Origin of the sequence: Mixta mediterraneensis, assembly GCF_014946725.1 — a bacterium.
Classification (GTDB): domain Bacteria; phylum Pseudomonadota; class Gammaproteobacteria; order Enterobacterales; family Enterobacteriaceae; genus Pantoea; species Pantoea mediterraneensis.
The window spans coordinates 79,712-102,150 of the sequence record NZ_JACFXY010000003.1; the positions used below are offsets into that span (position 1 = coordinate 79,712).

Below are 22,439 nucleotides of genomic sequence, written 5' to 3' on the forward strand. Positions count from 1 at the left end.
ATGGGGTTTAAAAACATTCCTGGCCGTTATGCCCTATTTCTTCGCTTCTACACCCGGCTGCGATGAACGCTGTAAGAACTGCTGCGTGACTTCTGGCAAATGCGTATAAAGCCATTCAGCCATCGCAATCTCCTGCTCGCGGATTTGGGTCAGAATGGAAACGCCTTCAGCATCACCCACCTGCTCCGCAGCAGCAATCAGGCTTGTATAGCTGGCAATTTCGAAGTTTTCGAATACATAGCCGCTAATACCGCCTTTGACGACTTCGTCCGGTGTGGTCATACCGCCAATTGCCTGTCCAAATGCAGACATTTTTCCCATCGCATCTTTTAGCGCTGACTTGTGTATGTCGTGGCGTTCAAGTAACTGCTTCAGCATGGCCTGCTGCTGCTTAGTTTCTTCAATATGTTGAGTAATACGCTGTTTTAGCGCCGGATAGTGCTCAAGGCGGTCGGCCATTTTATTCAGCATACTTTCAGCCTGCTGTTCCATGGCATGCGCATCACGCAACCAGTCATGATAGTTTTCTTCTGGGGACATAAGGTTTCTCCTTCTCAGGAAGTAACAGTGATGGATTCAGCGACATCAGTCAGCTTTTCATCCGTTTGTTTCTCTTCGCTTAGCGTCTCCGCCAGCAGCTCCGCAGCCCTGGTATAGCCGAGTTTTGTCGCCAGCGCATAAAGCGTGCCGTAGGTGGCTATTTCATAATGCTCAACTTTTTGGGCAGCGCCGATGAGTCCCTGATCGCGAATTTCGCCTTTTTCAACCGAATCGATAATTTCTTGCGCTTCTTCTACCAGTCCTTCCAGCGCATGGCATTTCATGCGTTTCATTTTAATTTCTGGCGTCGCTTCGACAATTTCATCCAGCCGCTCTATTTGCCCTTGTGTTTCCTCAAGGTGCTGCTTAAAGGCGGCGATCAGTTTTTCATCGCTAGCCGCTCGCGCCATTTTTGGCAACGCACGGGTTATTTGTTTCTCAGCACTGTAAATATCCGACAGATCATGGATAAAGAGATCGTTCAATGTCTTAACCGTCATCACTCTCGCCTCATTTTTTGTTTCATTACATTAAGCATTGGTACCGTTTGGCGGTCGTCAGTTAAACCCCTTTAAAACTTTAGCTTATTAATGTCAGCTTGCTAAATAGCTGCGCATAACAGTCGATCGCCTTAAAGAAAAAAGATCAAAATAGGTGATCTGCCGCATCGTCAAAAAAATTATTATCGTCAGCCTGACTAAGCGATACGACTCATAGCCGCAATAAAAAATTCTCGTTTATCTGTCTGCTGAAAAAGCTGAAAGCAACCTGTCTACGAACTGAAATTAACAGGGTCCATTGATAACTCAGTCATTTACAAAAGAAGAGAGCCCTACGCTGGCCGAAGGGAAACGCAAAAACAGACAGCATGTTACATGAGATAATTTCCTGAAAAATATCTGATTTTAGACGGTAATGCCGAGTCTGAGACAACAGTTCCATTTTTGTAGCGCCTCCTTTGCTGATTAGCCCGCACTGCCTCGTTTTTTTTCAAAGCTGCCTTCAATTTCAAAAATCACAAAAAAGTAAGATATTTATCCAGAAAAACCTATAGAGCATCAGGTCTGTTTTCCGTACCATATGTGAGCCTTAACTGTCAGCACAATGAAGCTAAAATGAAAATATATAAATTTGAGGGATTAAATAAATGATAATAGATAAAAAAATACGTATAGCTGTCGCTGATCCTTATCCCATAATCACCAGTGCTTTAATTGAAAAAATCGATAAGTTTGATGAATTTTTTACCGTATTTTATGCCGGTACAGGTGAGGAACTCGTACGTAAAATCAATGCTGAGGTGAGTCAGCTAGATGTTCTGTTAACTGATTTAAACTTTTCTCATGGCGGAAATGATGATGGGTTTCGTCTGATAAAAAAAATTCACAACTCAGGAAAAGTAAAAAAAATTTTTATTTTTAGCGATATGAAAGATACGTTAACGCTCAGCCAGTTACTTGAGCAACCGCTTGCCGGTATTATCAGTAAACGCGACGATTTTAATATCGAACTGCAACGTATTATCAAACAATGTGCTTCAGTACATGATAAAAAGAAATGTTACTTCTCCCCTGCTATTCGGCATATTTTAGGAAATCTGGAGCAGCGTGCTTTCTCGCCCATTCTGACGCCGCGTGAGTTTGAAGTCGTCAAGCTTTATGCTGAAGGCATGCGTCTGAAAGAGATCGCTTCTCGCCTGAAGCGTTCAGTGGGAACCATTGCGGTACATAAATATAATGCCATGAAAAAAATGAATTTTGACAATAATGCTCAGCTTATTGATTTCGCACGTCAGGCGGGTATTTACCGTTTATAGAATGCCTGATGGGAGTGAATATTTTTATCAAAATACGAGACGGGTTCACAGGTTTGACATCTGAAGTAAAGCGCCATACCGGGTTTCCTCTGGTATGGCGCTTATGTTTACCATTCACTATCTTTTAACATTTCATTTTCATCACCCGGGTTGAAGATACTGTTCATAAAATCATCCCGTACTATTTGCATCATCAGTTCTGTTATTAACGTGTCCGGAGCGAGAGCATCTGGCCCGCTATCTGTACTGGCTGCACGTTCCGCATAACGCTGTTCAAGCGGCGTTACTACTCCGACCCCGTCACGATATGCTGTAACCTGTGCATTTAAATCTGCTGGCTTAACCGTGGTCATTATCGTTTCCCTTATCAATTCCTTAGAAACTCTTTATCTGCCTGATAGAGCGCATCCATTGTTGACGACAGGATTTTTGCCAGATTATTAAAGAGAGTGTTCGCCTGAGAATATTTTTGGCTGACGATTTGCGTATCACTTTCTACCGTACTGTTTGCGCTGTTAATAGCATTTTGCCATTCATTAAATCTGGCCATAGAAATAGTATCAGGCAGGTTATATACCGCATCTCTCATATCGATTACCGGGCTGGTATTAGCAAAAAAAACATAGCTTCCATCATTCTGTATTTTGTAATCAAAACCCAGTTGTTCTTTCCAGTATTTTGCAATATCCTCATTATCAACCTTAAGTAGGATAGTATTATCCCTCCACTTATTTATAAAAGCAGTCAGCAAAATCGAAAGTTCCCCCTGGTTTATAGTAGCTTCATCTTTGCCGGCCTCGGCATATTTAGCCATTTGCGTTTTTAGTTGGTTAAATTCACTCATAAACTGCTGGTATTTCTCAGTAACTTCACTGTAAATATCCATATAGTCACTTTGCAATGTATTCAGTTTTTTTACGACATCAGCATAAATTTCCCAGCTGCTGAGGCTGTCTTTCGCCTCTTTCATATCCTGAATATTATTCAGCGCGTCCTCTAACATATCCTGGGCGGGAGAGGCATCGATTTGCAATCCGGCTTCACTACGTTGCAGAGCATCCACATCGGAAAAATAATCGAACAGGTCATGGCTAAATGATTTTATTCTATTTGTATATTCCGTTTCGCGCTGCTGTTGATTAAATAATTCACCCTCCGGCACAGAAGATGTATGGGGCAAGGGATTAACAGAAGAAGAGATGACCACAGCCATACGCCCGTCCTTTTTATGCGTTATTGCTTAAGTGTAATGTCATGATGTTGTATCAATTTATTATGCGATAAGCTTTTTTACATAACTTGCAAAAATTGCCTCTGCGTGGCTCTTCTGCTTTTCAGTGAAGCACTAACTTTTATACTGATAGTGTTGCCAGTGCTTAATTATTTTCCTGATATATTTCTGAGTTTCTTTATAAGGAGGAACATGATTATGATAACGGGCAACGCCTCCTGGCCCGGCGTTATAAGCAGCCAGAATTAACTCCAGGTCATTATTATAGCGCTCAGTCAGCCAGGCGATAAAATAGACACCCAGGTTAATATTTTTTTCCGGGTCGTGCAAATCGTAGAATTCTTCTGGCAAGCCCATTATCTTAACCAGCCACCTTCCCGTTTCAGGCATGATTTGCATCAGACCAATCGCGCCAACGGGTGATTTTGCCTGCGGATTAAAATCAGATTCAACCGCAATAACTGCTTTCACAAGTAAGGGATCCACCCGGTATTTCTTCGCATAACTATGGATAATGCTATCCCAGCGATCCTTGTGGTTAGGCTGCCTGACTGGCCGGGAAAGCGCGCTGTTCGGCCTTCTCGTGGTGGGAACAACGATACGATTCCCCTGCTGATAGTGTTGTAATTGCATTCTGATGGCCTGCGGTAATTCAGGTTGCGCAGAGCAATTCTTATATCCACGATGCCGTGGACTATCAGCAACCTGAGTAATACCGTTTGTATCAGTAAAACACCATTTTTTAGCCTGCGCCGCAGGAATAACAGACATTCCTGTAAGAATTGTCATTACATAGATCAACAGCTTAAATTTATCATACCCGCACTGCCACGGATGCTTTATTCTTAATTTAAGCATGCTCATCCTTATTATCTTTTTGTGTCTCACTGCCTGGATTTCCTGGTTGCTCAGTTTCTTCAACGTCAACATCATGCTGTTGCCATTGCTGTTCAACCTGCTCCAGCCAGGTAAGGATTTGCATGATTTCCAGAATGTTGTCTTGCTCAACAAACTGGTATTGTTTTGCTGTTTTAAAAATTCGGCGTGCCAGTGGAATGTTTCTTATCACAGGTACCCCATGCTTTTCAGCATACCGAATCACTACCACTGCTTTTGCATTTTGCTCAACAAGAGAAACAAAGGGTAAATGGCAGATTTCATCATTAAAATAGATACCAATAGCTATATGCGTTGGGTTTGCCAGAATAAATTTTGAGCTTTTTATATCGGCCTTCGTCTGCTCCGAAAGCAATTCCTGATGAACCCTTCTTCGGTTGCGCTTTATTTCAGGATTACCTTCCATATTCTTGTGTTCCTGTTTGACTTCATGTTGGCTCATCATAAGCTCTTTGATATACATGAAGAATTCAACCAGGGCATCAATTGCGACCACAAACAATACGGGTAATAACATATAAAAAAACAAGACTGGGATAAGCTCCCGCCATTTTTCAATATACTTTTCCAGCTCATAGTTTGGAAGATTGAAAATTTCAGCCTTATGTATATAAGTAAAAAGCACCACACCAGACAACGATCCAAGCAGATATAAGATAACTTTTATCGCTTCCTTTAAGGTGCGCATGCTGAATATTTTCTTGAAACCAGCAACAGGATTAAGTTTATTAAAATCGATGCGTATTGCCTCTGTTGCCAGATGGAACCGGGTTTGAATCAATGTCGGCAAAATCGTAAGTGCTAATGATACGCCAATGATGCCAGCAATTAGCTTAAAAAAACTCAAGCATATTAGCCGAATATAATCGCCGAGTGGCATGGAAAACCCATCTGCATTAAAAAAATCAAAGCTAAACATCAGATCGGTGCGGTCTATAGTCAAAAAAACAAAGCCAGAGACGCCGATAAGGATAATCCAGTTAACCAGTTCACGGCTGAAGAATATCTGCCCTTTTTTGGCAGAATCTTTCTTTTTCTTTGTCGTGGGTTTCTCTGTTTTTTGCTGCATTATGGTCGGGCTCTATCGGGCAGCAAAAAAAGAATATCTTGCCCTGCCAGCTGAGGTGCCATAATCTGGGTAAGATAGATAAGTAATACCGTAAAAGCGATAAAACTTTTTATACTCAGTGCAACAGAAAAAGCATTAAGCTGTGGCGCAAACCTTGATAATATACCGGTTGCCGTCTCAACCAAAAATAAAGCCAGTAATACCGGACCTACGAGAATAACCGCTTTTAACAGCATTTCACCGATCAGCGATGACAGTTTGATAAGCGTCTCTTTATTGGTGGTTAAGGGAATATTAAGCGGATACAGAATATAGCTCTGGTACAGAAATTTAACTAAATCGATCATGCCACCGCTGAGCATAAAAATGGCGCTGTAAAAAATATTCATAAAATTAGCCATTACTGAGGTTTCGACCCCAACGCCTGGATTCATCGTGCTACTGATGGTTGCGCCTCGTTGGTTATCAATAATTTCACCAATAGCCAGAGCGGCCCAGAATGGCAAGGCAAGGCAGCAGCCACAAAGCAATCCAATAACCAGTTCTTTAAGGATGACAGGAATGACCGGCTGTGACGTTAAATCAACAAATTGCTGATTAAGCAACGGGTAGAGCCCCAGCACAATCAAGCAGACGATAACATTTTTGACAATCATTCCTCCCATTAATTGACTGTTAAACCACGGGAGAAACACGAAAGCAGGTAATATTCTGGCCAGACCAATAATAATCAACAGAATGCTATGATTAAATTCGCTATAAATACCCATCGGTCAAATCCTGTCAGGGTGTTCTGAACGCCATATTCAGAACCTCCAGCGAAAAGCCCTTCAAAGTCGAGATAAACCAGGAAGAAGTGAAAAACAGGCAGCTGCAAACAGCCAATAATTTAATACCAAATGGTAATGTTTGCTCCTGAATATGCGTTACGCCCTGAATAAGCGCTATAACTAAGCCGACAACAGTGGCAACCATAACCGGTACGGCTGAAAGCTGAAGTATCAAATACAATGCTTTGTTCCCGAGGTAAAAAATATTTTCCATGTCATTACCCTGCCGTATTCCACAAAGATGAGTATTGCATCACTATGCCAGTGGCGACTTTTGTCCAGCCATCAATCGCCACAAACAGTATCAATTTAATTGGTAAGGAAATAGTTACCGGGCTCATCATCATCATTCCCAATGCCAGCAGAATATTAGAAACCAACAGGTCGATAACGATAAAAGGCAGATAGATATAAAAACCCAGTATGAAAGCGCTTTTTATTTCACTGAGTGCATAACTTACCAGTAAAGAGAAAATGGATGTGTTTTCAACAGACTGTATTTCCTGTTCGATAAGATCATTGTTTTTACTGTCACTGCGTTGATTGTAAATATTATTGAAAAATGACAGCAATTCTTTATCTGAGAACTGATAAAGATATTTTTTATAGTCCACTAGCCCATTGTTAATGAAACTTTCAACCGACTCCACGCTATCAAACCTGACACCTTCCTCGCGATAATAGTCATATCCCTTATTCGCAACCGGCATCATAATAAAAGCCGTCAGTAATAACGCTATTCCGTTAAGCGTCATCGTTGAGGGCACCTGTTGTAAACCGATAGCGTTCCGAATAAGCGAAAAAACGATTGAGAATTTAATAAAGCAGGTTCCACCCGCAATAATAAATGGCAATAACGTTGCAAGCCCCAATATTCCTATCAGGGAAATATCATTCATCTGCCACATTTGAAATTATTCGCTCGCTGGCGCGCCTTGTACTTGCGTAATTTCGACCGCCAGCTGCCCGTCCAGTAGCACCAGTTCGCCTTCAGCAACGCGTTGATTTTGCACTTTCAGGTAAACCTGTCTCGTTCCCTGATGATCTTTTCGCAGTGATAAAACGTCGCCAGCGGTTAACTGCTGTAATTGCTGCAACGTCATTATCTCTTCGCCCACCATAAAATCGACTTTTACCTGCACCCCGTCCAGAGTAAAACCAGCCGTCAAAAACAGCTCTTCGCTCTGCTCATCGCTTTGGTTAGTATTATCCTCTGACTGTTCGATATACATACCTTCCTCTTCTAATCTGAGTGTACAAATTTCATTCTGGCCAATTCGGGCGACTCCCCGGCTGTTTTGCATCAATACGATGTCGCCAGGTTTTAATTGTGATAATTCATCTGCTGGCAGCATGGTGTAACCCAACTGTAAATCCAGCTTTAGTCTCAATGCCTGCCAGTTCACTGGTGCGGCGGTTTTGCGGTAAGCGGGTAAAGCGAGGGCTGATATATGAAACCATGCCAGATGTAGCCCTTCAGCAAAACTCACCAGTTCGCCCTCTATTTCTTTCCCCGTAACAATTGCCGTGCACTGAATATGCTTCAGTGCCGCAGTAAAGAAAGGTCCGGCATGGTTATGCAACGTAAAATAACCAACAGCAAGTTCTGCCAACAGCCCTTCATCGACAAGATCGCGCGGAAAAATAGCGGCAGAAAGCTGGCTGGCGTCAAATAACGCCATCTTAGTGCAATAAAACGTCACGACGCGTTCATCAACCGTAGCGGTCAGTCGAATATAACGCTGTGTTGGATCTGGCTGCTTAAAAATGACCGGCGTATCAGTCAGGCCACCATACTGAATAATCGCCTGTTTTCTGGCGTTTCTAACTGGCAGCTGCAATGATTGCATTACCTGTCCTCTGTTTCATCGAAATAATCATCGCGGCTTCGTTCCTGACATAGCCGCTTATCTGCAGGCGTGATAACAACCTCTTTCTGTGATTTGTGCTGTTCCAGCATGCGCTGAACCTGCCTGTTAGAAGGCGTAATGGCATAAACCGCATTGTTACCGTAATTTCCATGAGTAATCACCACCCGGGCAGAGTGATCGGCGTTGCTGTTCTTTATATTAAATCGCCATAAAATCTCGGTGCTCTGGTGTTTATTCGCCGACGACTGCACGGCAGTTGACCTGATTTGAAGGTAAGCGTCTCTGATTGCTTTAACCGTTTCTGATGGCTTTTGCATTTCAGAAAGGGTTTCTTCCGCTGAATCGGTACTGTGCCATTCCGGAGCGGCAGGGCGCATAGCGTGATAAACCGCTTTCTCTTCCTGCTTTTCCTTTGCCTTGGTTCGCGTAGTTTCGTGCAGATCCGCTTCGACAACTCTCTTTTTATCGGACATATCGGCGTAATTACCGGTACCAGCAGGAGTTAAGGTCTGTTTCCCGATGCCCGCTGGATGTCCTTCTCCCGGCGTTGCTTCGCGGGAAATAACTGCCGAAGTGCGCGCGGTTTCGTACAGGGCCGTTTCGGCTGACTTCTTTTTACCGGAAATATCAGCGTAATTACCGTTACCAGCAGGAATTAAAGTCTGTTTCCCGACGCTCGCTGGATGTCCTTCTCCCGGCGTTGCTTCGCGGGAAATAGCTGCCGAGGTGCGCGCGGTTTCGTACAGGGCCGTTTCGGCTGACTTCTTTTTACCGGAAATATCAGCGTAATTACCGGTACCAGCAGGAGTTAAAGTCTGTTTCCCGATGTCCGCTGGATGTCCTTCTCCCGGCGTTGCTTCGCGGGAAATAGCTGCCGAGGTGCGCGCGGTTTCGTACAGGGCCGTTTCGGCTGACTTCTTTTTACCGGAAATATCAGCGTAATTACCGGTACCAGCAGGAGTTAAAGTCTGTTTCCCGATGTCCGCTGGATGTCCTTCTCCCGGCGTTGCTTCGCGGGAAATAACTGCTGAGGGGCGCGCGGTTTCGTACAGGGCCGTTTCGGCTGACTTCTTTTTACCGGAAATATCAGCGTAATTACCGGTACCAGCAGGAGTTAAAGTCTGTTTCCCGCAGCTCATCGGATGCCCTTCTCCTACTTTTATTTCGCGGGAAACTGTGCTTTTGCCGACACCAGATAGTGATATTCTGTCGATATTTTCTCGGGATCCCGCTGGTGCCAGGCGCTGCCCGGTTACTGCGCTTTTGGCTATTGCGTCTTTGGCCATTTGCCGCTGCTGAGAAGGCAAACTCTGGGCCTGCCGATGGGATGCCGCTATATTTTTTTCGCTACCAGACGCTGGAGTCGCTAAGCAGTTGTTTTTGGGCTGCTCACTGCAGGCTGTATTTATGCGTCCAGAATGTAATGTTAGCTGGAGCTGCGGAGCATCCTGCGACGATAATAAGTGGGGTAAAATCGCGATATCAGTGCGGTTCCACTTTTCGTGTTGCTCTTTTTCTGCCAGCTTCATTCGCTGATCAAGCGATAATTTTTCATTCCCGGTATTATCATTAACGTTTAAGGCTGGGCTTTTGAACGCTGCGAGAATAATTCCACTTTGCATATTATGTTCTCATTAGCTTGCTGTTCTTCCCGGTTGATATTCTTACTCTTCCGGATTTTCCTCACACGCTTATTCAGCAGTGCCCATTTTTCTTTTTTCTTCGCATAACTGATTTTCTGATAATTAAGTTGTTGCCTCTGGTCTTCAACAGACTTTATCGCTTCAGTTAACTCCTCAAGTATCAATTCGATACGGTTATAGCGCGCCATTAATAAAGACTCTTTTCTTTTCATCACGAAAATAGCTTCTCGCGATAAGGACTGACCGGCTACCTTTTGCCATTGACTGGATATTGACAGGGACAAAGTGGATTGCCGCTCTTTATATTCAGCGATCTCACTTTTCAGCTGATTTATTTTTTGGTCACAGGCATTTTTCTTTAACTGCACCTGGTCATGGTAAAGATGATATAAATTATGAATTTTATTGTATGGCACGGAGCATATCCTTTGTTTCATGCAAAGATGAACCGTACTGTTCTGACTGGCGTAAAAAAGCCATTATCTTCTCTTTTTTACCAATCACTACATCAGTAGCAGCGTTTTCTCCAGCCTGATACTCACCCAGTTCAATCATGAGCTGTAGTTCTTCCAGACGAGCCAATGCCTCCCTGACACTGGCTGCCGCCCGCAGCGTTTCGCTATCTGCCACCGCTGTTGCCAGACGACTGACGCTTCGCAACACATCAATCGCCGGATAATGCCCCTTGTCAGCCAGCTTTCGTGAAAGGCAGATATGTCCATCGATAATCGAGCGTATTTCATCGCCAATTGGATCAACATCATCTTCCTCTTCCAGCAGTACGGTATAAAACGCCGTAATGCAGCCGTGTTGGGTATTTCCGCTTCTTTCAAGAATGCGCGGTAGATCATCGAATACCGACGCGGGGAAGCCTCTTCTGGCCGGAACTTCCCCGGCAGAAAGTGCCACATCACGCAACGCGCGGGCATAACGTGTCATTGAATCGATCATTAACACTACATGGTGACCAGCATCACGAAAGTATTCCGCAATGGTCGTCGCCAGCAACGCAGCATTGCGTCGTTCAACAGCCGGACTGTCTGAAGTGGAATACACCACAATCGTTTTGTCACGTTTCTCCTGCGGAATACCGGTTAGCAAAAATTCCGTGACTTCCCGGCCCCTTTCGCCGACCAGGCCGATGACATACACATCGGCCTGAGAATACTTCAGTATCATACTCATCAGCGTTGTTTTACCTGCGCCAGCCGCTGCGAATATTCCTGTGCGTTGCCCTATCCCACAACTCAGCAGTCCATCAATAGCCCGGATACCGGTGACAAAGATGTCTCGCACCGGTGCCCGCTGATCAATATCCGGGGGCGTTCGATTGATAGACCATGACTGCGAGCCAGTCATCTTCTCCACCGGTCTGTCTTTACTAATATATTGCCGCACCTCTCCCTGTGCGTTTATGACCGTACCCAGTAACGCCGGTGATAAAGCCACAGAGAAGGTGCTCCCTTGTGGGACAACAATGTCAGAAGTTGAAATGCCACTCGTTTCGCCGAGCAGACAAAGCACTGCACCGCGATGATCAAAGGCGATGGTTTCTGCGCTGGCAATCACCTCACCTCCCTGTAAACAGGGGTAAAGATGGCACTGCTCGCCAATAAAAGAGTGTCTGAGCGGTGCTGTAATAATCGATCCTTTCACGCCAGTAATTTTGGCACTGTTTCGGAAAAAGTCCGTTAAACTGAGTACATTCATCATTGTAAAGTCTGATAAAAAAGCTGCAGCAAGCGGAAAAAATCGACCAGCGCAACGGCGAATTCCTGGCTATCCTGTAGCACCCGCTCATGTAACGGTGCCCTGAGTTCAAAGAGATGGTCATTCTCTATTAGCTGGATCTGACCATATTTAGTCCATTCATAAATTCTGGTTAATGGCTCAATAAGCTGCTCTGCACCAGCCAGTAACTTTTGTTGATGATAATCGACTAATTTGCTCCATAGTACGACGTCGTCATCAAGCTGCGTTATGAGCAGATTAGGAAAGCCTTCTAACCCCAACTCGATGGTTGAGTGGTGATCTATATTTCCAATGATAGAGGAATCACAGGCAAGAATGTCTAAAGCTTCTTTTAAAAGTGGCACCAGCTCAATGTTCATTGATTTTCACCATCTTGTTTATACGGTATGTATAACGTTAACTTTTACAGTATTAGAAATTTCTCCGAAGGAAAGCACTTCAAGTTCTGTAAAGTCATTTTCGATAAGTCGTTTGGTATAACGCCGAATATCTACGGCTGTCAGCAAGACAATATCTTTCAGTGACCACAAACTCGAAGCCAGATTTTCCTGGAATGCCTGATGGATAAATTCACTGTCTTCCGGTTCAAGGTTGATGAAGCTACCGGTTGAGGTGTTACGGATTCCTCTACGAATACGCTTCTCAACTTCTGGTGACAAAACAAAGGCTGATATTTTATTATTCACCGCGAATTTATCAGAAATATAGCGCGCCATAGCAGCACGAACATGTTCAACCAGCATAATGGTATCGCGCTCTTTACCGCCCCAAAAAGCAAGGGCCTCCATAACCACCTTCATATTGCGCACGGAAATTTTTTCTTTAATCAGCCTGTGCAATACTTCCGTGATTCTTTGAACCGTCATATGACGGTAAACTTCTTTTAATAATTCAGGGTAATTAGCTTCCATTTTATCCAGGATATGCTTCATTTCCTGGATACCAAAAAACTCAGCGATATTAAAGGCAACTGCTGACTGGAATGACAGACTGAGTTCGTGCTCCCAGTCACGCAAGATGACATTTGGCAGGTTTACTTGCTGACTGTCCCGTTTAGAAATCCATTGAAAAGATTTATTCCCTTCATTAAGCACTTTAATATTAATATCACAGAGGGACAATGCTTCATTCCAGTACAAGACTTTACAGTGATCAAATACAACAGGAAGCTCGCCAGCAGCGACTTCGTTAATCAGAAGCAACGCGGTATCCGGAGACATATTTGGTTTGGTCAGAATACGAATTTCAGGAAGATGAATACCAAAATTAATGAAGAAATCTTTTTTTAGTCGTAAAGATAAATTTTTCAGCGCTGGCCCGGCTTCGCTCTGTTGTGGAACCAGCAGCATTAATGGAATGGTTTCAGGAATGACATCATGCAGGCTGGCTTCATCAGTTTCACTTTGCTGATAAAAACCACCATATTCCTTACTGTCTTCATCCCCAGTCGCCTTTTCTGCTTTGTCTGCTTTCAGTCTGCGCGAAAAACATAGCGCAAAAATCAGCAGTGAGATCCCGGCAAAAACAACGGTAGGGAAACCCGGTAATAGTCCAATAAGCAAAGAGATCAGTGCCGTTACCAGCAAAACAAAATCACGACGAAAAATTTGTTCAATAATATTTTCACCCAAATTTTTTCCGTCTTCACTTACTCGGGTAACAACAAAACCTGTACCAATAGAGATCAACAAGGCTGGTATCTGCGCCACCAGAGCATCGCCGATAGTAAGGATGGTATAAACTTCGGTGGCATGGGAAAAGTCCATATTATGACGGCCCATGCCGATTGATATTCCTCCAATAAAGTTAACAAAGATAATGACAATACTGGCAATTGCATCTCCTTTAATAAACTTCATTGTCCCATCAAGCGCACCGTATAGCTGACTCTCTTTTTCAAGTGATAAGCGATTTTTTTTCGCTGTCTCAGCATCAAGCGAGCCCGCTTTCAGGTCGGCATCAATACTCATCTGTTTGCCCGGCATAGCATCCAGTGAGAATCGTGCGCAAACTTCCGCTACCCGCTCAGAACCTTTAGTGATAACAATGAACTGAAAAAGCGTAATGATTGCAAAAATAATCAAGCCGATAATAATGTCGCCAGAAATAACAAAATTACCAAAGGTGGTGATAATATGTCCCGCATCCGCTTGTATCAGAATCATTCTGCTGGTGCTGATTGATAAAGCCAGTCGGAAAAGCGTAGTGATCAATAATAAGGATGGGAGCGATGAAAAATCAAGAATCTTCTGGATATAAAAGGTTCCGATAAATATAAGCACTGAAAAAATAATATTGACTGCCAGAAGAAAATCAATCAGCCATGTTGGTAAAGGAATAATCAACATAGCAAGAATTGTTACCATCAGTACGACGATAAAAAGTTCAGGGCGCTGAGAGATGCGCTGTAGCATAATAGTTTTTCCTGATTTAGTGTGCTGCACAATATTTGTATATACTTTTAATTCTGGTGGTTAGGTTATCCAGGCATACTTCTTCAAGATAAAGCACATACATAATTTCATTAGCGTTAAGAATGAAATGCTCATCATCCTGAATACTATCCTGCAAGGCGTACAAAAGGCTGGCCAGACGCGAGGGATAAATATTTAGCCTGGTCAGTGAGACGGTATAATCAGCCATCTTTACCACACGTGTACAAATTCCCTCCTGTTCAATAATAATTTCTCCGCCATCAGCGAGCGCTTCGAGCTGGTCAGAAAAATATTCTTTAATATTATCCTTAATCATAATCTTTCCAGCCTTCACTAATACGAATCAATTGATCCAGCATGTCCAGCAAACACCGATCAAGGTCATTTTTTAATCTCTCACCTTCTGTTAATTCATCAGCAAACACCTGGGAAGGAAAGTGAGAAATAATTGACTTGAGGAGCTGAATAAAAGCCACCTTGTCAGCATTAATCTGAAACCTGAGATATTTTTTTATAAACTCCTGCGTATGTTGCGCAATCTTTTCTGGCTCATAAACCAGATTAATAAATAACTCACTCAGTATTTTCTTGTAGCCATTCCCCAAGTGGCTCAAAAATTCACAAGATCTCATCCGGTTAATGAATGTTTCACTGGATGATTTGAGAATACTTAATCGATAATTAGCTTCAAGCAGGCGTCCAAACTCATCCTTCGAACAGGAAGGATCATGGCTGTTAATATCGGAATGTAATGCTAACGTAAAATACTCAAGTCCCAATTTAATTTTATCCGCACCAAAGGTGTTATACATTTCCTGATAAATAATAATCGGCGTCTGGTTCAGGGATATAAATTCATAATACATTTTACGCAGCTTTTTCTCGTCCTGTTGCAGCAACGAAGAATATTGACGCGTTTGCACTTCCGTGTTGAGTCCTGCACGTAATCCTTTTTTTTCAGGCCCCTGCAGCAGAAGTTTGAGCGTATCTTCAAGCAATGATAGCGGTACATCAGGCATCTCATCTTCATCATGATTTTTCAGCCTCTTTTGCCGAATCATTGCCTGTAGCAGCAGAGCAATCTGCATCGCATCGGGAAACTGCTGCTTAAGGAATGCCAGGAAAGTTCTGCTATTCATTCCCGCTGAAAGAGCAAAAGCACGAATTTTACTTATCGCAGACTGTCGCTCAGGCGCCAGGATCGCTTCACAAGCTTTATTAACCGATGGAGGAAGCTCGGAATCTTTTTTCCCCGGAACACGATTTTGCAAAAAGGCGCTAAGCAGAGCCGCCATATCATCTGCCATCGACATAGCAACGGACGAGGCGGTGGAATAAGTGATCTTCACCTCTGCCTTATCCTGCATGGCTTGCAGATTCTCAATAAGATCGTTATTAACCGGTAACGATTGACGAATAGTAATGTCCGGTTTCATATCGTCCCCATTAGCGGTTAATTAACGCATCACGATTAATGCGGCTATTTGTTTCAGCGTAATGCTTTACCGCATCCCACCCTTCATTGATATAACCATCTGTAGACGTATCTGACTGATTATTATCAGATAATACGCGAGGCTGAATCAAAAAAAGTCGCACTGACTTATGAACGCCGCTGCTTTTTCCTTTAAACAGGTAGCCAAGCACAGGTATATCTCCCAGGAAAGGTATTTTGCTATTACCGACCTGAAGCTGATCACGGGTATAACCCCCAATCAGCAAACTCTGCCCTTCATTAACACGCGCAACAGTACTTATGGTGGTATTGCCGACTACGGGTAAATTATCAACCTGTTCGACATTACCTTTGCCATCATTTAATGTGCTGCCATCCATAATATTCAGACTCATTTCGACAATTCGATTGTCATCTGAAATCATCGGAGTGACATTAATAGTTGTACCGTAACTTACGGTCTGTAACGCGACTTCACGCTCCCCGGTCAGCTTGACATAAAAACTTCGGGCGTTATCAAACAGCGCAGGCATATTTTCTTGCACCAACAGGACCGGACGCGAGACAACGTTTGCTTTTTGCTGCTTACTCAGCGCCATAATGGTGGCCAGAAACCAGGTTTGCTGTGGTCCGCTAAGAATACTGCCGGTATTCAGCAAGCCCAGCGCATTGCTGCCAAGTTCTATCTGCCCTTTCCAGTCAACGCCCAGTTCGTCGATATCAGATTTATTGATGTCAATAATCCACAACGACAGTTCGATTTGCTTACGTGGTATATCAAGGCTGGCAATCAGATCTTTTATCATATTGACCTGAGCACGCGTGCCTTTAATCACCAGACTGTTGCGCGTGGTAAAAGGTAAAATTTTGATACTCTCTTTATCAGCGCTGCCAGTACTTACCAATGCTGAGTGGCTTACGCTACCCGTTTCAGTAATATTTTTTTTACTGTCTTCCGTATCACCTTTGATAACTGAAACCGACTGTGAGCGACTGGCAAGGGTGCTGTCATTTAGCAGTTCGCTAATGGTTGAGGCAATGCCTTTAACGGTTATCTGACGGTCGCGGTAGTCGTAAAAGCGATCATCAACAAACGCATGACGTAATTTAATCGTTTCAATGACCTGTTTACTCAGCTCATCATGTGGCGTTTCACCCATGAAATTGGCAATAGCACTGATAATATCAACATATTTAGGCGGTCCAGACACGTACAGAGTACTGGCTGGATAATTCATTTTGACCGGATAACGGCTATCGTAAAGATGATTTTCTTTCAGAAAAAGCATCAAATCATTGTAGCTATAGCGAGGAAAGTGAACGATCGCTGTTTTTACTTCAGCTGCTTCATAAACATAATAAATCGATCCATCGTAATACCATATTAAACCGAGGTCATTAGCTATTCTGCTAAGAATTTCAGCAGGGTGATTCAGATTAAAATTGCCTGTTACGCTGTATTTTTTCGCTTTTGTGCTGACAACAACAGGTTTTTTCATCTCAGCAGACAGCGCTTTAAATACATATTCAACACTTTTATTCCTGGCGATAAACCCATTGGTGACAGGTTCTACTGCTGACGAGGGACGGTCAACAGGTAAACTCGTTTGTCCTGATGTGGTGATGGTTGCCTCTGCCTGCAACTTACCAGAAGACAACAACATAATAATCAGCAAAAGAACTGATTTATTTTTCAAATGTAAAAACATGTAGGTTTGATTCCATATATGAGCGGATCGCATGGCAACGCCCTTTTTCATCACTAAATACTCTAAAAAAAACTTCACCTTGTGAAATATGGATTTTACATTGCCCTATATGCGCTAATTTTGTCCACATAGCTGAGAGCAACGCATATTTCTCAATAAAAACATCATCGTAAAAACTGAAAACGTTATAATCAAAAAAATCATCAGCATTATCTAATCTCATGTTATCATCGAATAGAATTTCTGATGTTTCTTATAGCCAGCGGTTTTAACCCCAGCTGTTTTTTTATGGTTGTAGAAGCATGGGATGAAGATGAAAAACCATTTTGTAACGCAATGTCAGTGATTTTTCCTTTTCCGTCGATAATATCTAACACAGTTTGAGATATACGCCATGACAGCAATTTCTGCTTGGCTGTCATGCCAAAAAACTGGTGTACTACGCGGCGAAAATAAGAATAAGAAAAACCATATTCTTTACTTAATTTAATGATTTTCTCAGGAGAGCAACGATGCGGTAATAAATAGCGCACCAGCCAGTAAGCCTCGTTTTTTCGGAGAAATTCGCAAAATCTGACAAAATCGCTATTAGAGCGATGAGAGAGGTACATTAACGTAAACCAACATCTTGTGCCCTGTTCTGCTAAAAGTAAATTATAGTAATTTCCTGCTTTTGCGGGTAGATCAGGCAACTGGCTGCGACTTTCATCGAAAAATGCCAGCATTTCGCTTAAAGAATAAATAGTTTGTATGCGATACCGGCCTGCTGATGGCAAACAAAAATGACTATTGTGCGTGGTATAAAGTATATCTATCGACTGTTCTGTTTGTGCACAATGCCAGATGTTCATTACGATGATATGAGTATCTGGCGGATATTCCCGCTTTCCCTGGTAATCCAGCAAGCAACATGTGTCAGGTGTTAAAGACACAACCTCATTATCGCACGCTGTCCATTCATTGTTTTCTTCAGACATATCGCTACTCCTGAATGAACTTATCTGCCTGCTATTTCAATTACTCCGCTATCATTCTGCGGTAGAAAAGTGATGATGCCGGAACAAGCGAGCATATAATCACTTAACCCATTATCAGTCGTTTCATAACGAATGCGTTGATCATAAATCCTGTAACCTAATGTCATTTCACTTTGCTGCTGCATCAACATATATTGCGTAGCACAAAGTACCATTCTTCTTTTTAAACCACGCATGTCCTGATATTCTGCAAGCGTATAGGATGCTTCCTTATTCTCAACATTATGATGGTTAACACATCCATATTGCATAAAAACCATAAGCAATAAAATAGCCGTAGGGATTGACTTCCCCACTTTCTTGCTAACCATTTTGCCAACCGGAATCATTTCATTAATCCTTCACCTAATATGCTCCATCATAAAGACAGGTTAACTTACAGACCTATAAATAAATGTTTATTTCCTTTGCGTTACTAAATAAATGAAATTTTATATTTTCTCAGATACACCTTATTTACCATTGCGGTTCATTCATATCAGACAGATAACTTTTATTTTTACCTTATATGTATATTGCTGCTGAAAGATACACCTTAAGGATTCTCTCCGGGCCTATGTATGGAGTTGATCTGACGTTACCGGAAGCAGAGTTGCTCTATATCTGTTTTGCTGATACGGATAAATTTCCTACACAGTCACAGAAAAATAACTTTACTGATGCGTATTTGCATGCAGACAACAGTATTTTTATTCCCGCACCACGCAATATGGAAGAACGTTTTATCTTGCGTTTTTCTAACAGCTCAACCCGGACTGGTGGCGACGCTCTGGAATTTATCGAAGAAAATCCATTAAGTGAGAATAACAGCTCGATCCTTGCACAACGGCTGGCAACGATAACAACAGAAAATAGCGGTGCATGTGAAAGTGAAGACATTCCCGTTGCCTTTAATGAGCCGGTTACTATTGGTTGTATGACGCTGGCGATTAAAAACGTCTCAACCACCTGGAGCGACAGGGTACTTAATTACGCATCCAATAATATTGCTGCCGAACAACAGAATATGGAAGAAAACGAAGCTAAACGTTCATCGCTGCTTTCGGGATGCAAGCGCTGGATGTTAGTTGCTATAGCAGCAATAGTTGTACTGGCAATAATAGGTGCATCTATTGGTTATCCCGTCAGTCACCGTGATCGTACAACATCACTGTATGAAGTACTGAAGGAAGTGGCACCTACGATTGTTAAAATGTCAAATAACCGTTATTACATTATCGTTGATAACGCTCAGAAGAAAAGCTGGGTATATAATGCGCTACGTAAACAGCACCTGCTTGATGAAAAGGTGGAGATTGTTTACACAGATAAGATAGTTGAGAATATTAAGTCTGCATTACGGCAAAAAAGCGTGCCATTTTTTAACGTTCAGCTAACTGATGATGCGAATATAACGATTACGATCAGCCGTGAGCGCTGGCCTGATAATCAATCCAGCAATAATATTCTTAATACAATATTGCATCAAGAAGCTGGCTGGGCTAACAGCATAAATATCCGTAGAAAATCAGATAAAGAATTACAAACAAAAGCTGAAGAGATCATTACATCGTCTGGCTTAATTAGCCAGCGTGACAATGGCGGCCAGTACATTAATTACATTATTCGCGGCGACATTGATGACAGTCATATGCTGGCATTTCGGCGTCAGATAAATGAATTTTATCAACAAGATGGAGATGAATACATTAAATTCATCATGGTATTGAATGAAGATCCTCTGCGCGATCAATCGCTCAAAACTGGGCAGAATGGATATATTCTTACCCCCGGAAATCACTGGTTATATTCAGATATAACCATAAACGCTAATCAAAGGAATACACTATGAATCTCAGTCGTGATGAAATTTTATCCCCAGCGGATATAGGTGATGACCGCTATCTGGAACAACTCTCAGGTTCTTTTAACAAGGGAGTGGAGTCATTGAATGAGAAAATGGCAACGGCACTTCAAGAATTACAAGAGAACCCCACTAAACCTGAATTACTGGCCAACTATCAGGCTGCACTTGCTTCTTATACGATGTATCGCAATGCGCAATCCAACGTAGTAAAAGCGTTCCGTGATATTGATCAGTCAATTGTTGCTAATTTCAAATAATACGTTTAATCGGGGGGTAATATGAGTAATGGTACAATATCGCTTATTCAGGCGGTTAATGCAGTTAACCGTTCAGGCAGCTTGCGAGAGCTTTCTACTGAATCTTCTCTGGTTTCGCTGGACGAACGTCTCGGTAATGCTATTGCCAGCAAAGCCGTTGAAAGTCAGCAGATGCGCGATCAAATTTATGCTGCGCTCAACGACCCTGGCGTGGCGTCTGATCCTGCACAGCTGGTAGAGTGGCAAAAAAAACTGGCTGTTTATACACTGGAGACCAACCTGTGCAGTACCCTGGTACGCAAAGGCGTCTCTGCTATTGAAACATTAATAAAAACATGATCAGAAAACTTGGCTCCGCCTTATTACTGGTGATGATGGTTTTTTTACTGTCAGGTTGTAATAATGAACTTATTAGTCAGCTATCTGAGCGTCAGGCGAATGAAATCATCGCCATGCTGGAAAAACATAATATTGATGCTATAAAAAAATCAGATAAAAAGAGTTTCTCTGTACAGGTAAAGCCGGAGTTTCTTAGTGAAGCAACAGAACTATTGATTAGCTATAATCTCCCCTCAGCCGATAATATTGAAATTGCGCAACAGTTTCCTGCAGATGCGATGATCACCACCCCGCTGGGGGAAAAAGCGCGATTAATTTCAGCAATAGAGCAACGCTTAGGACAAACGCTCAGACAACTTGAGCAAGTAAGTTCGGCCCGGGTTCATCTTAGCTATCCTTTGGAAAAGGAAAATAATATTAACTCCGCTTCCGTTTTTATTATTTTTCGCGGAAAATTAAATGAAGATGAATATACATCAAAAATAAAAAGACTCATTAAAAACAGTGTTCCTGACATCAGTTATGAAGATATTTCTGTCATCATGTTTGAACAAAGTGAGCCCGTCAGAATCACGCGTTCGGACAATGGCTTCTTATCGGATGTATATGGCGTAATCGGCTGTCTGCTTGGTGGTATTCTGGTGCTACTGGTAGGATTGCTGCTAATTCAGATAAAGAAAAAACATTATTCGGTGCGTTTCTTTAATAAAAAAACCTCTACAGAAAGTAAATAACATAATCGCTTTAGTTTATTATGGACTTAAGAACCTATCCCAAAAGGAATTGTCAGATCGTAAATAATGGCAATTTTTGAGGGCGAAGTATGGCGGGCAACAAGTGGCAGATCAGCGATGAACTCTGGGAGAAAATGGCTCCACTTCTCCCGGAACATAAAACCCACCATCCGCTGGGCACGCATCGTAGACGTGTTGATAATCGTGCCGCAATGAACGCCATTTTCTTTGTGCTCAGAACCGGTTGCCAATGGAATGCCCTGAATGCCACGGATATTTGCTCATCCAGCTCAGCCCACCGCCGCTTTCAGGAATGGCGGGATGCTGGAGTATTTGAACGCTTCTGGCAAAACGGGCTGCTTGCCTGCGAGAAGCGGGATGCCATTGACTGGTCATGGTTGTCGATGGATGGCTGCATGACAAAATCGCCCCTTGCAGGCTCAAAAAAACAGGTCGCAACCCGACTGACAGGGGGAAGCAGGGAGTAAAGCGGAGCCTGATGACCGACGGGAACGGGCTTCCGCTCTCGCTGGCTGTCGCAGGGGCAAATACCCACGACATAAAACTGGTTGAAGATACGCTGGACGCGCTACAGACCGGCAGGCCGGGTCGCAGGCTGCATCTGTGTATGGACAAAGGCTATGAGGCTGAATGGGTGGAAATTTGTTTGAAAGCTCGTCGTTATGAACCTCATATCCAGTCGGGGAAAGAGGAGTCTGAGGCAATTAAAAACAGCGAGTTCAGGGCTCATCGTTGGGTTGTGGAAAGAACGCATAGCTGGATGAATCGCTTTCGCCGCATACTGACGCGATGGGAGAAGAAAGTCGAAAACTACGAGGCGATGCTGCATTTTGCTTGCAGCATCATTGTCTGGAATAAAATCCTTTTGGGATAGGTTCTAAGTTAACTATAACAGCCTGTCAGTTTATTTCTAATCAGAGGATAAACTGACAGCATTTTTTCATACAAAAAAGCAA

27 protein-coding genes are annotated in these 22,439 nt (G+C 42.9%); 6 read left to right on the forward strand and 21 right to left on the reverse strand.

What is annotated here, in order from left to right; translation table 11 throughout:
- Nucleotides 1-33 precede the first annotated feature (33 nt).
- Both H2P46_RS06885 and H2P46_RS06890 read right to left on the reverse strand, forming a co-directional pair.
- Entirely contained in the window at nucleotides 34-540 is a 507-nt protein-coding gene (locus H2P46_RS06885; protein ID WP_193404438.1) for a ferritin-like domain-containing protein, read from the reverse strand.
- A gap of 14 nt (nucleotides 541-554) precedes the next feature.
- Nucleotides 555-1,040, reverse strand: a complete 486-nt coding sequence (locus H2P46_RS06890) for a YciE/YciF ferroxidase family protein (protein WP_193404439.1) — start codon at nucleotides 1,038-1,040, stop codon at nucleotides 555-557.
- A 647-nt stretch (nucleotides 1,041-1,687) separates the two neighbouring features.
- Here H2P46_RS06890 and H2P46_RS06895 point away from each other — a divergent pair.
- A complete protein-coding gene (locus H2P46_RS06895) occupies nucleotides 1,688-2,356 on the forward strand; it encodes a response regulator transcription factor (protein ID WP_193404440.1) in 669 nt (222 codons plus the stop codon).
- 107 nt (nucleotides 2,357-2,463) lie between these two features.
- Here H2P46_RS06895 and H2P46_RS06900 read toward each other — a convergent pair whose 3' ends face one another.
- The 19 genes from H2P46_RS06900 to H2P46_RS06990 form a co-directional block, all read right to left on the reverse strand.
- A complete protein-coding gene (locus H2P46_RS06900) occupies nucleotides 2,464-2,709 on the reverse strand; it encodes a hypothetical protein (protein ID WP_193404441.1) in 246 nt (81 codons plus the stop codon).
- A gap of 14 nt (nucleotides 2,710-2,723) precedes the next feature.
- Nucleotides 2,724-3,569, reverse strand: coding sequence for an IpaD/SipD/SspD family type III secretion system needle tip protein (locus H2P46_RS06905; protein ID WP_193404442.1), 846 nt, complete (start codon nucleotides 3,567-3,569; stop codon nucleotides 2,724-2,726).
- Between the two features lie 132 nt (nucleotides 3,570-3,701).
- Complete coding sequence (locus H2P46_RS06910) at nucleotides 3,702-4,445, reverse strand: lytic transglycosylase domain-containing protein (protein WP_193404443.1); 744 nt, start codon at nucleotides 4,443-4,445, stop codon at nucleotides 3,702-3,704.
- Complete coding sequence (locus H2P46_RS06915; protein ID WP_193404444.1) at nucleotides 4,438-5,553, reverse strand: EscU/YscU/HrcU family type III secretion system export apparatus switch protein; 1,116 nt, start codon at nucleotides 5,551-5,553, stop codon at nucleotides 4,438-4,440. Before H2P46_RS06915 ends, H2P46_RS06910 begins: the two co-directional genes overlap by 8 nt.
- Nucleotides 5,553-6,323, reverse strand: coding sequence for a type III secretion system export apparatus subunit SctT (sctT, locus tag H2P46_RS06920; protein ID WP_193404445.1), 771 nt, complete (start codon nucleotides 6,321-6,323; stop codon nucleotides 5,553-5,555). The genes H2P46_RS06915 and sctT overlap by 1 nt, the downstream gene beginning before the upstream one ends.
- A gap of 13 nt (nucleotides 6,324-6,336) precedes the next feature.
- Nucleotides 6,337-6,597, reverse strand: coding sequence for a type III secretion system export apparatus subunit SctS (sctS, locus tag H2P46_RS06925; RefSeq protein WP_193404446.1), 261 nt, complete (start codon nucleotides 6,595-6,597; stop codon nucleotides 6,337-6,339).
- Between the two features lie 4 nt (nucleotides 6,598-6,601).
- A complete protein-coding gene (locus H2P46_RS06930; protein WP_419776135.1) occupies nucleotides 6,602-7,291 on the reverse strand; it encodes an EscR/YscR/HrcR family type III secretion system export apparatus protein in 690 nt (229 codons plus the stop codon).
- Nucleotides 7,292-7,297: 6 nt separating this feature from the next.
- Complete coding sequence (locus tag H2P46_RS06935; protein WP_193404448.1) at nucleotides 7,298-8,233, reverse strand: FliM/FliN family flagellar motor switch protein; 936 nt, start codon at nucleotides 8,231-8,233, stop codon at nucleotides 7,298-7,300.
- On the reverse strand, nucleotides 8,233-9,876 hold the full coding sequence (locus H2P46_RS06940) for a hypothetical protein (protein WP_193404449.1): 1,644 nt from the start codon (nucleotides 9,874-9,876) through the stop codon (nucleotides 8,233-8,235). The genes H2P46_RS06935 and H2P46_RS06940 overlap by 1 nt, the downstream gene beginning before the upstream one ends.
- Nucleotides 9,831-10,313, reverse strand: coding sequence for a hypothetical protein (locus tag H2P46_RS06945; protein WP_193404450.1), 483 nt, complete (start codon nucleotides 10,311-10,313; stop codon nucleotides 9,831-9,833). The genes H2P46_RS06940 and H2P46_RS06945 overlap by 46 nt, the downstream gene beginning before the upstream one ends.
- Complete coding sequence (locus H2P46_RS06950) at nucleotides 10,300-11,607, reverse strand: FliI/YscN family ATPase (protein ID WP_193404696.1); 1,308 nt, start codon at nucleotides 11,605-11,607, stop codon at nucleotides 10,300-10,302. The genes H2P46_RS06945 and H2P46_RS06950 overlap by 14 nt, the downstream gene beginning before the upstream one ends.
- Entirely contained in the window at nucleotides 11,607-12,008 is a 402-nt protein-coding gene (locus tag H2P46_RS06955; protein WP_193404451.1) for an InvB/SpaK family type III secretion system chaperone, read from the reverse strand. Before H2P46_RS06955 ends, H2P46_RS06950 begins: the two co-directional genes overlap by 1 nt.
- A gap of 18 nt (nucleotides 12,009-12,026) precedes the next feature.
- Nucleotides 12,027-14,063 carry an EscV/YscV/HrcV family type III secretion system export apparatus protein gene (locus tag H2P46_RS06960; protein ID WP_193404452.1) on the reverse strand — a complete coding sequence of 679 codons (2,037 nt, stop codon included), beginning with the start codon at nucleotides 14,061-14,063 and terminating at the stop codon, nucleotides 12,027-12,029.
- A 16-nt stretch (nucleotides 14,064-14,079) separates the two neighbouring features.
- Nucleotides 14,080-14,400, reverse strand: a complete 321-nt coding sequence (locus H2P46_RS06965; RefSeq protein WP_193404453.1) for a hypothetical protein — start codon at nucleotides 14,398-14,400, stop codon at nucleotides 14,080-14,082.
- Entirely contained in the window at nucleotides 14,393-15,520 is a 1,128-nt protein-coding gene (locus tag H2P46_RS06970) for an HrpJ domain-containing protein (RefSeq protein WP_193404454.1), read from the reverse strand. The genes H2P46_RS06965 and H2P46_RS06970 overlap by 8 nt, the downstream gene beginning before the upstream one ends.
- A gap of 10 nt (nucleotides 15,521-15,530) precedes the next feature.
- Nucleotides 15,531-17,204 carry a type III secretion system outer membrane ring subunit SctC gene (gene sctC / locus H2P46_RS06975; RefSeq protein WP_238938953.1) on the reverse strand — a complete coding sequence of 558 codons (1,674 nt, stop codon included), beginning with the start codon at nucleotides 17,202-17,204 and terminating at the stop codon, nucleotides 15,531-15,533.
- 22 nt (nucleotides 17,205-17,226) lie between these two features.
- Nucleotides 17,227-17,472, reverse strand: a complete 246-nt coding sequence (locus H2P46_RS06980) for a hypothetical protein (protein WP_193404456.1) — start codon at nucleotides 17,470-17,472, stop codon at nucleotides 17,227-17,229.
- 4 nt (nucleotides 17,473-17,476) lie between these two features.
- Nucleotides 17,477-18,226: a helix-turn-helix domain-containing protein gene (locus H2P46_RS06985; RefSeq protein ID WP_193404457.1), complete on the reverse strand. Its 750-nt coding sequence runs from the start codon at nucleotides 18,224-18,226 to the stop codon at nucleotides 17,477-17,479.
- A gap of 20 nt (nucleotides 18,227-18,246) precedes the next feature.
- Nucleotides 18,247-18,615 (reverse strand): hypothetical protein, encoded by a 369-nt coding sequence (locus H2P46_RS06990; RefSeq protein ID WP_193404458.1) that lies wholly within the window; start codon nucleotides 18,613-18,615, stop codon nucleotides 18,247-18,249.
- Nucleotides 18,616-18,794: 179 nt separating this feature from the next.
- Between H2P46_RS06990 and H2P46_RS06995 the strand changes: the two genes are divergently transcribed.
- The 5 genes from H2P46_RS06995 (at nucleotide 18,795) to H2P46_RS07015 (ending at nucleotide 22,357) form a co-directional block, all read left to right on the forward strand.
- On the forward strand, nucleotides 18,795-20,117 hold the full coding sequence (locus H2P46_RS06995) for a PrgH/EprH family type III secretion apparatus protein (protein WP_193404459.1): 1,323 nt from the start codon (nucleotides 18,795-18,797) through the stop codon (nucleotides 20,115-20,117).
- On the forward strand, nucleotides 20,114-20,389 hold the full coding sequence (sctF, locus tag H2P46_RS07000; protein WP_202987372.1) for a type III secretion system needle filament subunit SctF: 276 nt from the start codon (nucleotides 20,114-20,116) through the stop codon (nucleotides 20,387-20,389). Before H2P46_RS06995 ends, sctF begins: the two co-directional genes overlap by 4 nt.
- A 21-nt stretch (nucleotides 20,390-20,410) precedes the next feature.
- Entirely contained in the window at nucleotides 20,411-20,728 is a 318-nt protein-coding gene (gene sctI / locus H2P46_RS07005) for a type III secretion system inner rod subunit SctI (protein WP_193404460.1), read from the forward strand.
- A complete protein-coding gene (sctJ, locus tag H2P46_RS07010; RefSeq protein WP_193404461.1) occupies nucleotides 20,725-21,462 on the forward strand; it encodes a type III secretion system inner membrane ring lipoprotein SctJ in 738 nt (245 codons plus the stop codon). Before sctI ends, sctJ begins: the two co-directional genes overlap by 4 nt.
- Before the next feature lie 89 nt (nucleotides 21,463-21,551).
- Nucleotides 21,552-22,357 (forward strand): IS5 family transposase gene (locus H2P46_RS07015; RefSeq protein WP_193403474.1). Its coding sequence is split into 2 segments (ribosomal slippage): nucleotides 21,552-21,902 and nucleotides 21,905-22,357, totalling 804 coding nucleotides; the frame shifts between segments, so codons are not numbered across the junction.
- The last annotated feature ends 82 nt before the right edge of the window (nucleotides 22,358-22,439 follow it).

Coding starts and splice junctions, on each gene's coding strand:
- H2P46_RS06885 (WP_193404438.1), bottom strand. CDS start 540: ATGTCCCCAGAAGAAAACTATCATGACTGGTTGCGTGATGCGCATGCC.
- H2P46_RS06890 (WP_193404439.1), bottom strand. CDS start 1,040: ATGACGGTTAAGACATTGAACGATCTCTTTATCCATGATCTGTCGGAT.
- H2P46_RS06895 (WP_193404440.1), top strand. CDS start 1,688: ATGATAATAGATAAAAAAATACGTATAGCTGTCGCTGATCCTTATCCC.
- H2P46_RS06900 (WP_193404441.1), bottom strand. CDS start 2,709: ATGACCACGGTTAAGCCAGCAGATTTAAATGCACAGGTTACAGCATAT.
- H2P46_RS06905 (WP_193404442.1), bottom strand. CDS start 3,569: ATGGCTGTGGTCATCTCTTCTTCTGTTAATCCCTTGCCCCATACATCT.
- H2P46_RS06910 (WP_193404443.1), bottom strand. CDS start 4,445: ATGCTTAAATTAAGAATAAAGCATCCGTGGCAGTGCGGGTATGATAAA.
- H2P46_RS06915 (WP_193404444.1), bottom strand. CDS start 5,553: ATGCAGCAAAAAACAGAGAAACCCACGACAAAGAAAAAGAAAGATTCT.
- sctT (WP_193404445.1), bottom strand. CDS start 6,323: ATGGGTATTTATAGCGAATTTAATCATAGCATTCTGTTGATTATTATT.
- sctS (WP_193404446.1), bottom strand. CDS start 6,597: ATGGAAAATATTTTTTACCTCGGGAACAAAGCATTGTATTTGATACTT.
- H2P46_RS06930 (WP_419776135.1), bottom strand. CDS start 7,291: ATGTGGCAGATGAATGATATTTCCCTGATAGGAATATTGGGGCTTGCA.
- H2P46_RS06935 (WP_193404448.1), bottom strand. CDS start 8,233: ATGCAATCATTGCAGCTGCCAGTTAGAAACGCCAGAAAACAGGCGATT.
- H2P46_RS06940 (WP_193404449.1), bottom strand. CDS start 9,876: ATGCAAAGTGGAATTATTCTCGCAGCGTTCAAAAGCCCAGCCTTAAAC.
- H2P46_RS06950 (WP_193404696.1), bottom strand. CDS start 11,607: ATGAATGTACTCAGTTTAACGGACTTTTTCCGAAACAGTGCCAAAATT.
- H2P46_RS06955 (WP_193404451.1), bottom strand. CDS start 12,008: ATGAACATTGAGCTGGTGCCACTTTTAAAAGAAGCTTTAGACATTCTT.
- H2P46_RS06960 (WP_193404452.1), bottom strand. CDS start 14,063: ATGCTACAGCGCATCTCTCAGCGCCCTGAACTTTTTATCGTCGTACTG.
- H2P46_RS06965 (WP_193404453.1), bottom strand. CDS start 14,400: ATGATTAAGGATAATATTAAAGAATATTTTTCTGACCAGCTCGAAGCG.
- H2P46_RS06970 (WP_193404454.1), bottom strand. CDS start 15,520: ATGAAACCGGACATTACTATTCGTCAATCGTTACCGGTTAATAACGAT.
- sctC (WP_238938953.1), bottom strand. CDS start 17,204: ATGTTGTTGTCTTCTGGTAAGTTGCAGGCAGAGGCAACCATCACCACA.
- H2P46_RS06980 (WP_193404456.1), bottom strand. CDS start 17,472: ATGAGATTAGATAATGCTGATGATTTTTTTGATTATAACGTTTTCAGT.
- H2P46_RS06985 (WP_193404457.1), bottom strand. CDS start 18,226: ATGTCTGAAGAAAACAATGAATGGACAGCGTGCGATAATGAGGTTGTG.
- H2P46_RS06990 (WP_193404458.1), bottom strand. CDS start 18,615: ATGATTCCGGTTGGCAAAATGGTTAGCAAGAAAGTGGGGAAGTCAATC.
- H2P46_RS06995 (WP_193404459.1), top strand. CDS start 18,795: ATGTATATTGCTGCTGAAAGATACACCTTAAGGATTCTCTCCGGGCCT.
- sctF (WP_202987372.1), top strand. CDS start 20,114: ATGAATCTCAGTCGTGATGAAATTTTATCCCCAGCGGATATAGGTGAT.
- sctI (WP_193404460.1), top strand. CDS start 20,411: ATGAGTAATGGTACAATATCGCTTATTCAGGCGGTTAATGCAGTTAAC.
- sctJ (WP_193404461.1), top strand. CDS start 20,725: ATGATCAGAAAACTTGGCTCCGCCTTATTACTGGTGATGATGGTTTTT.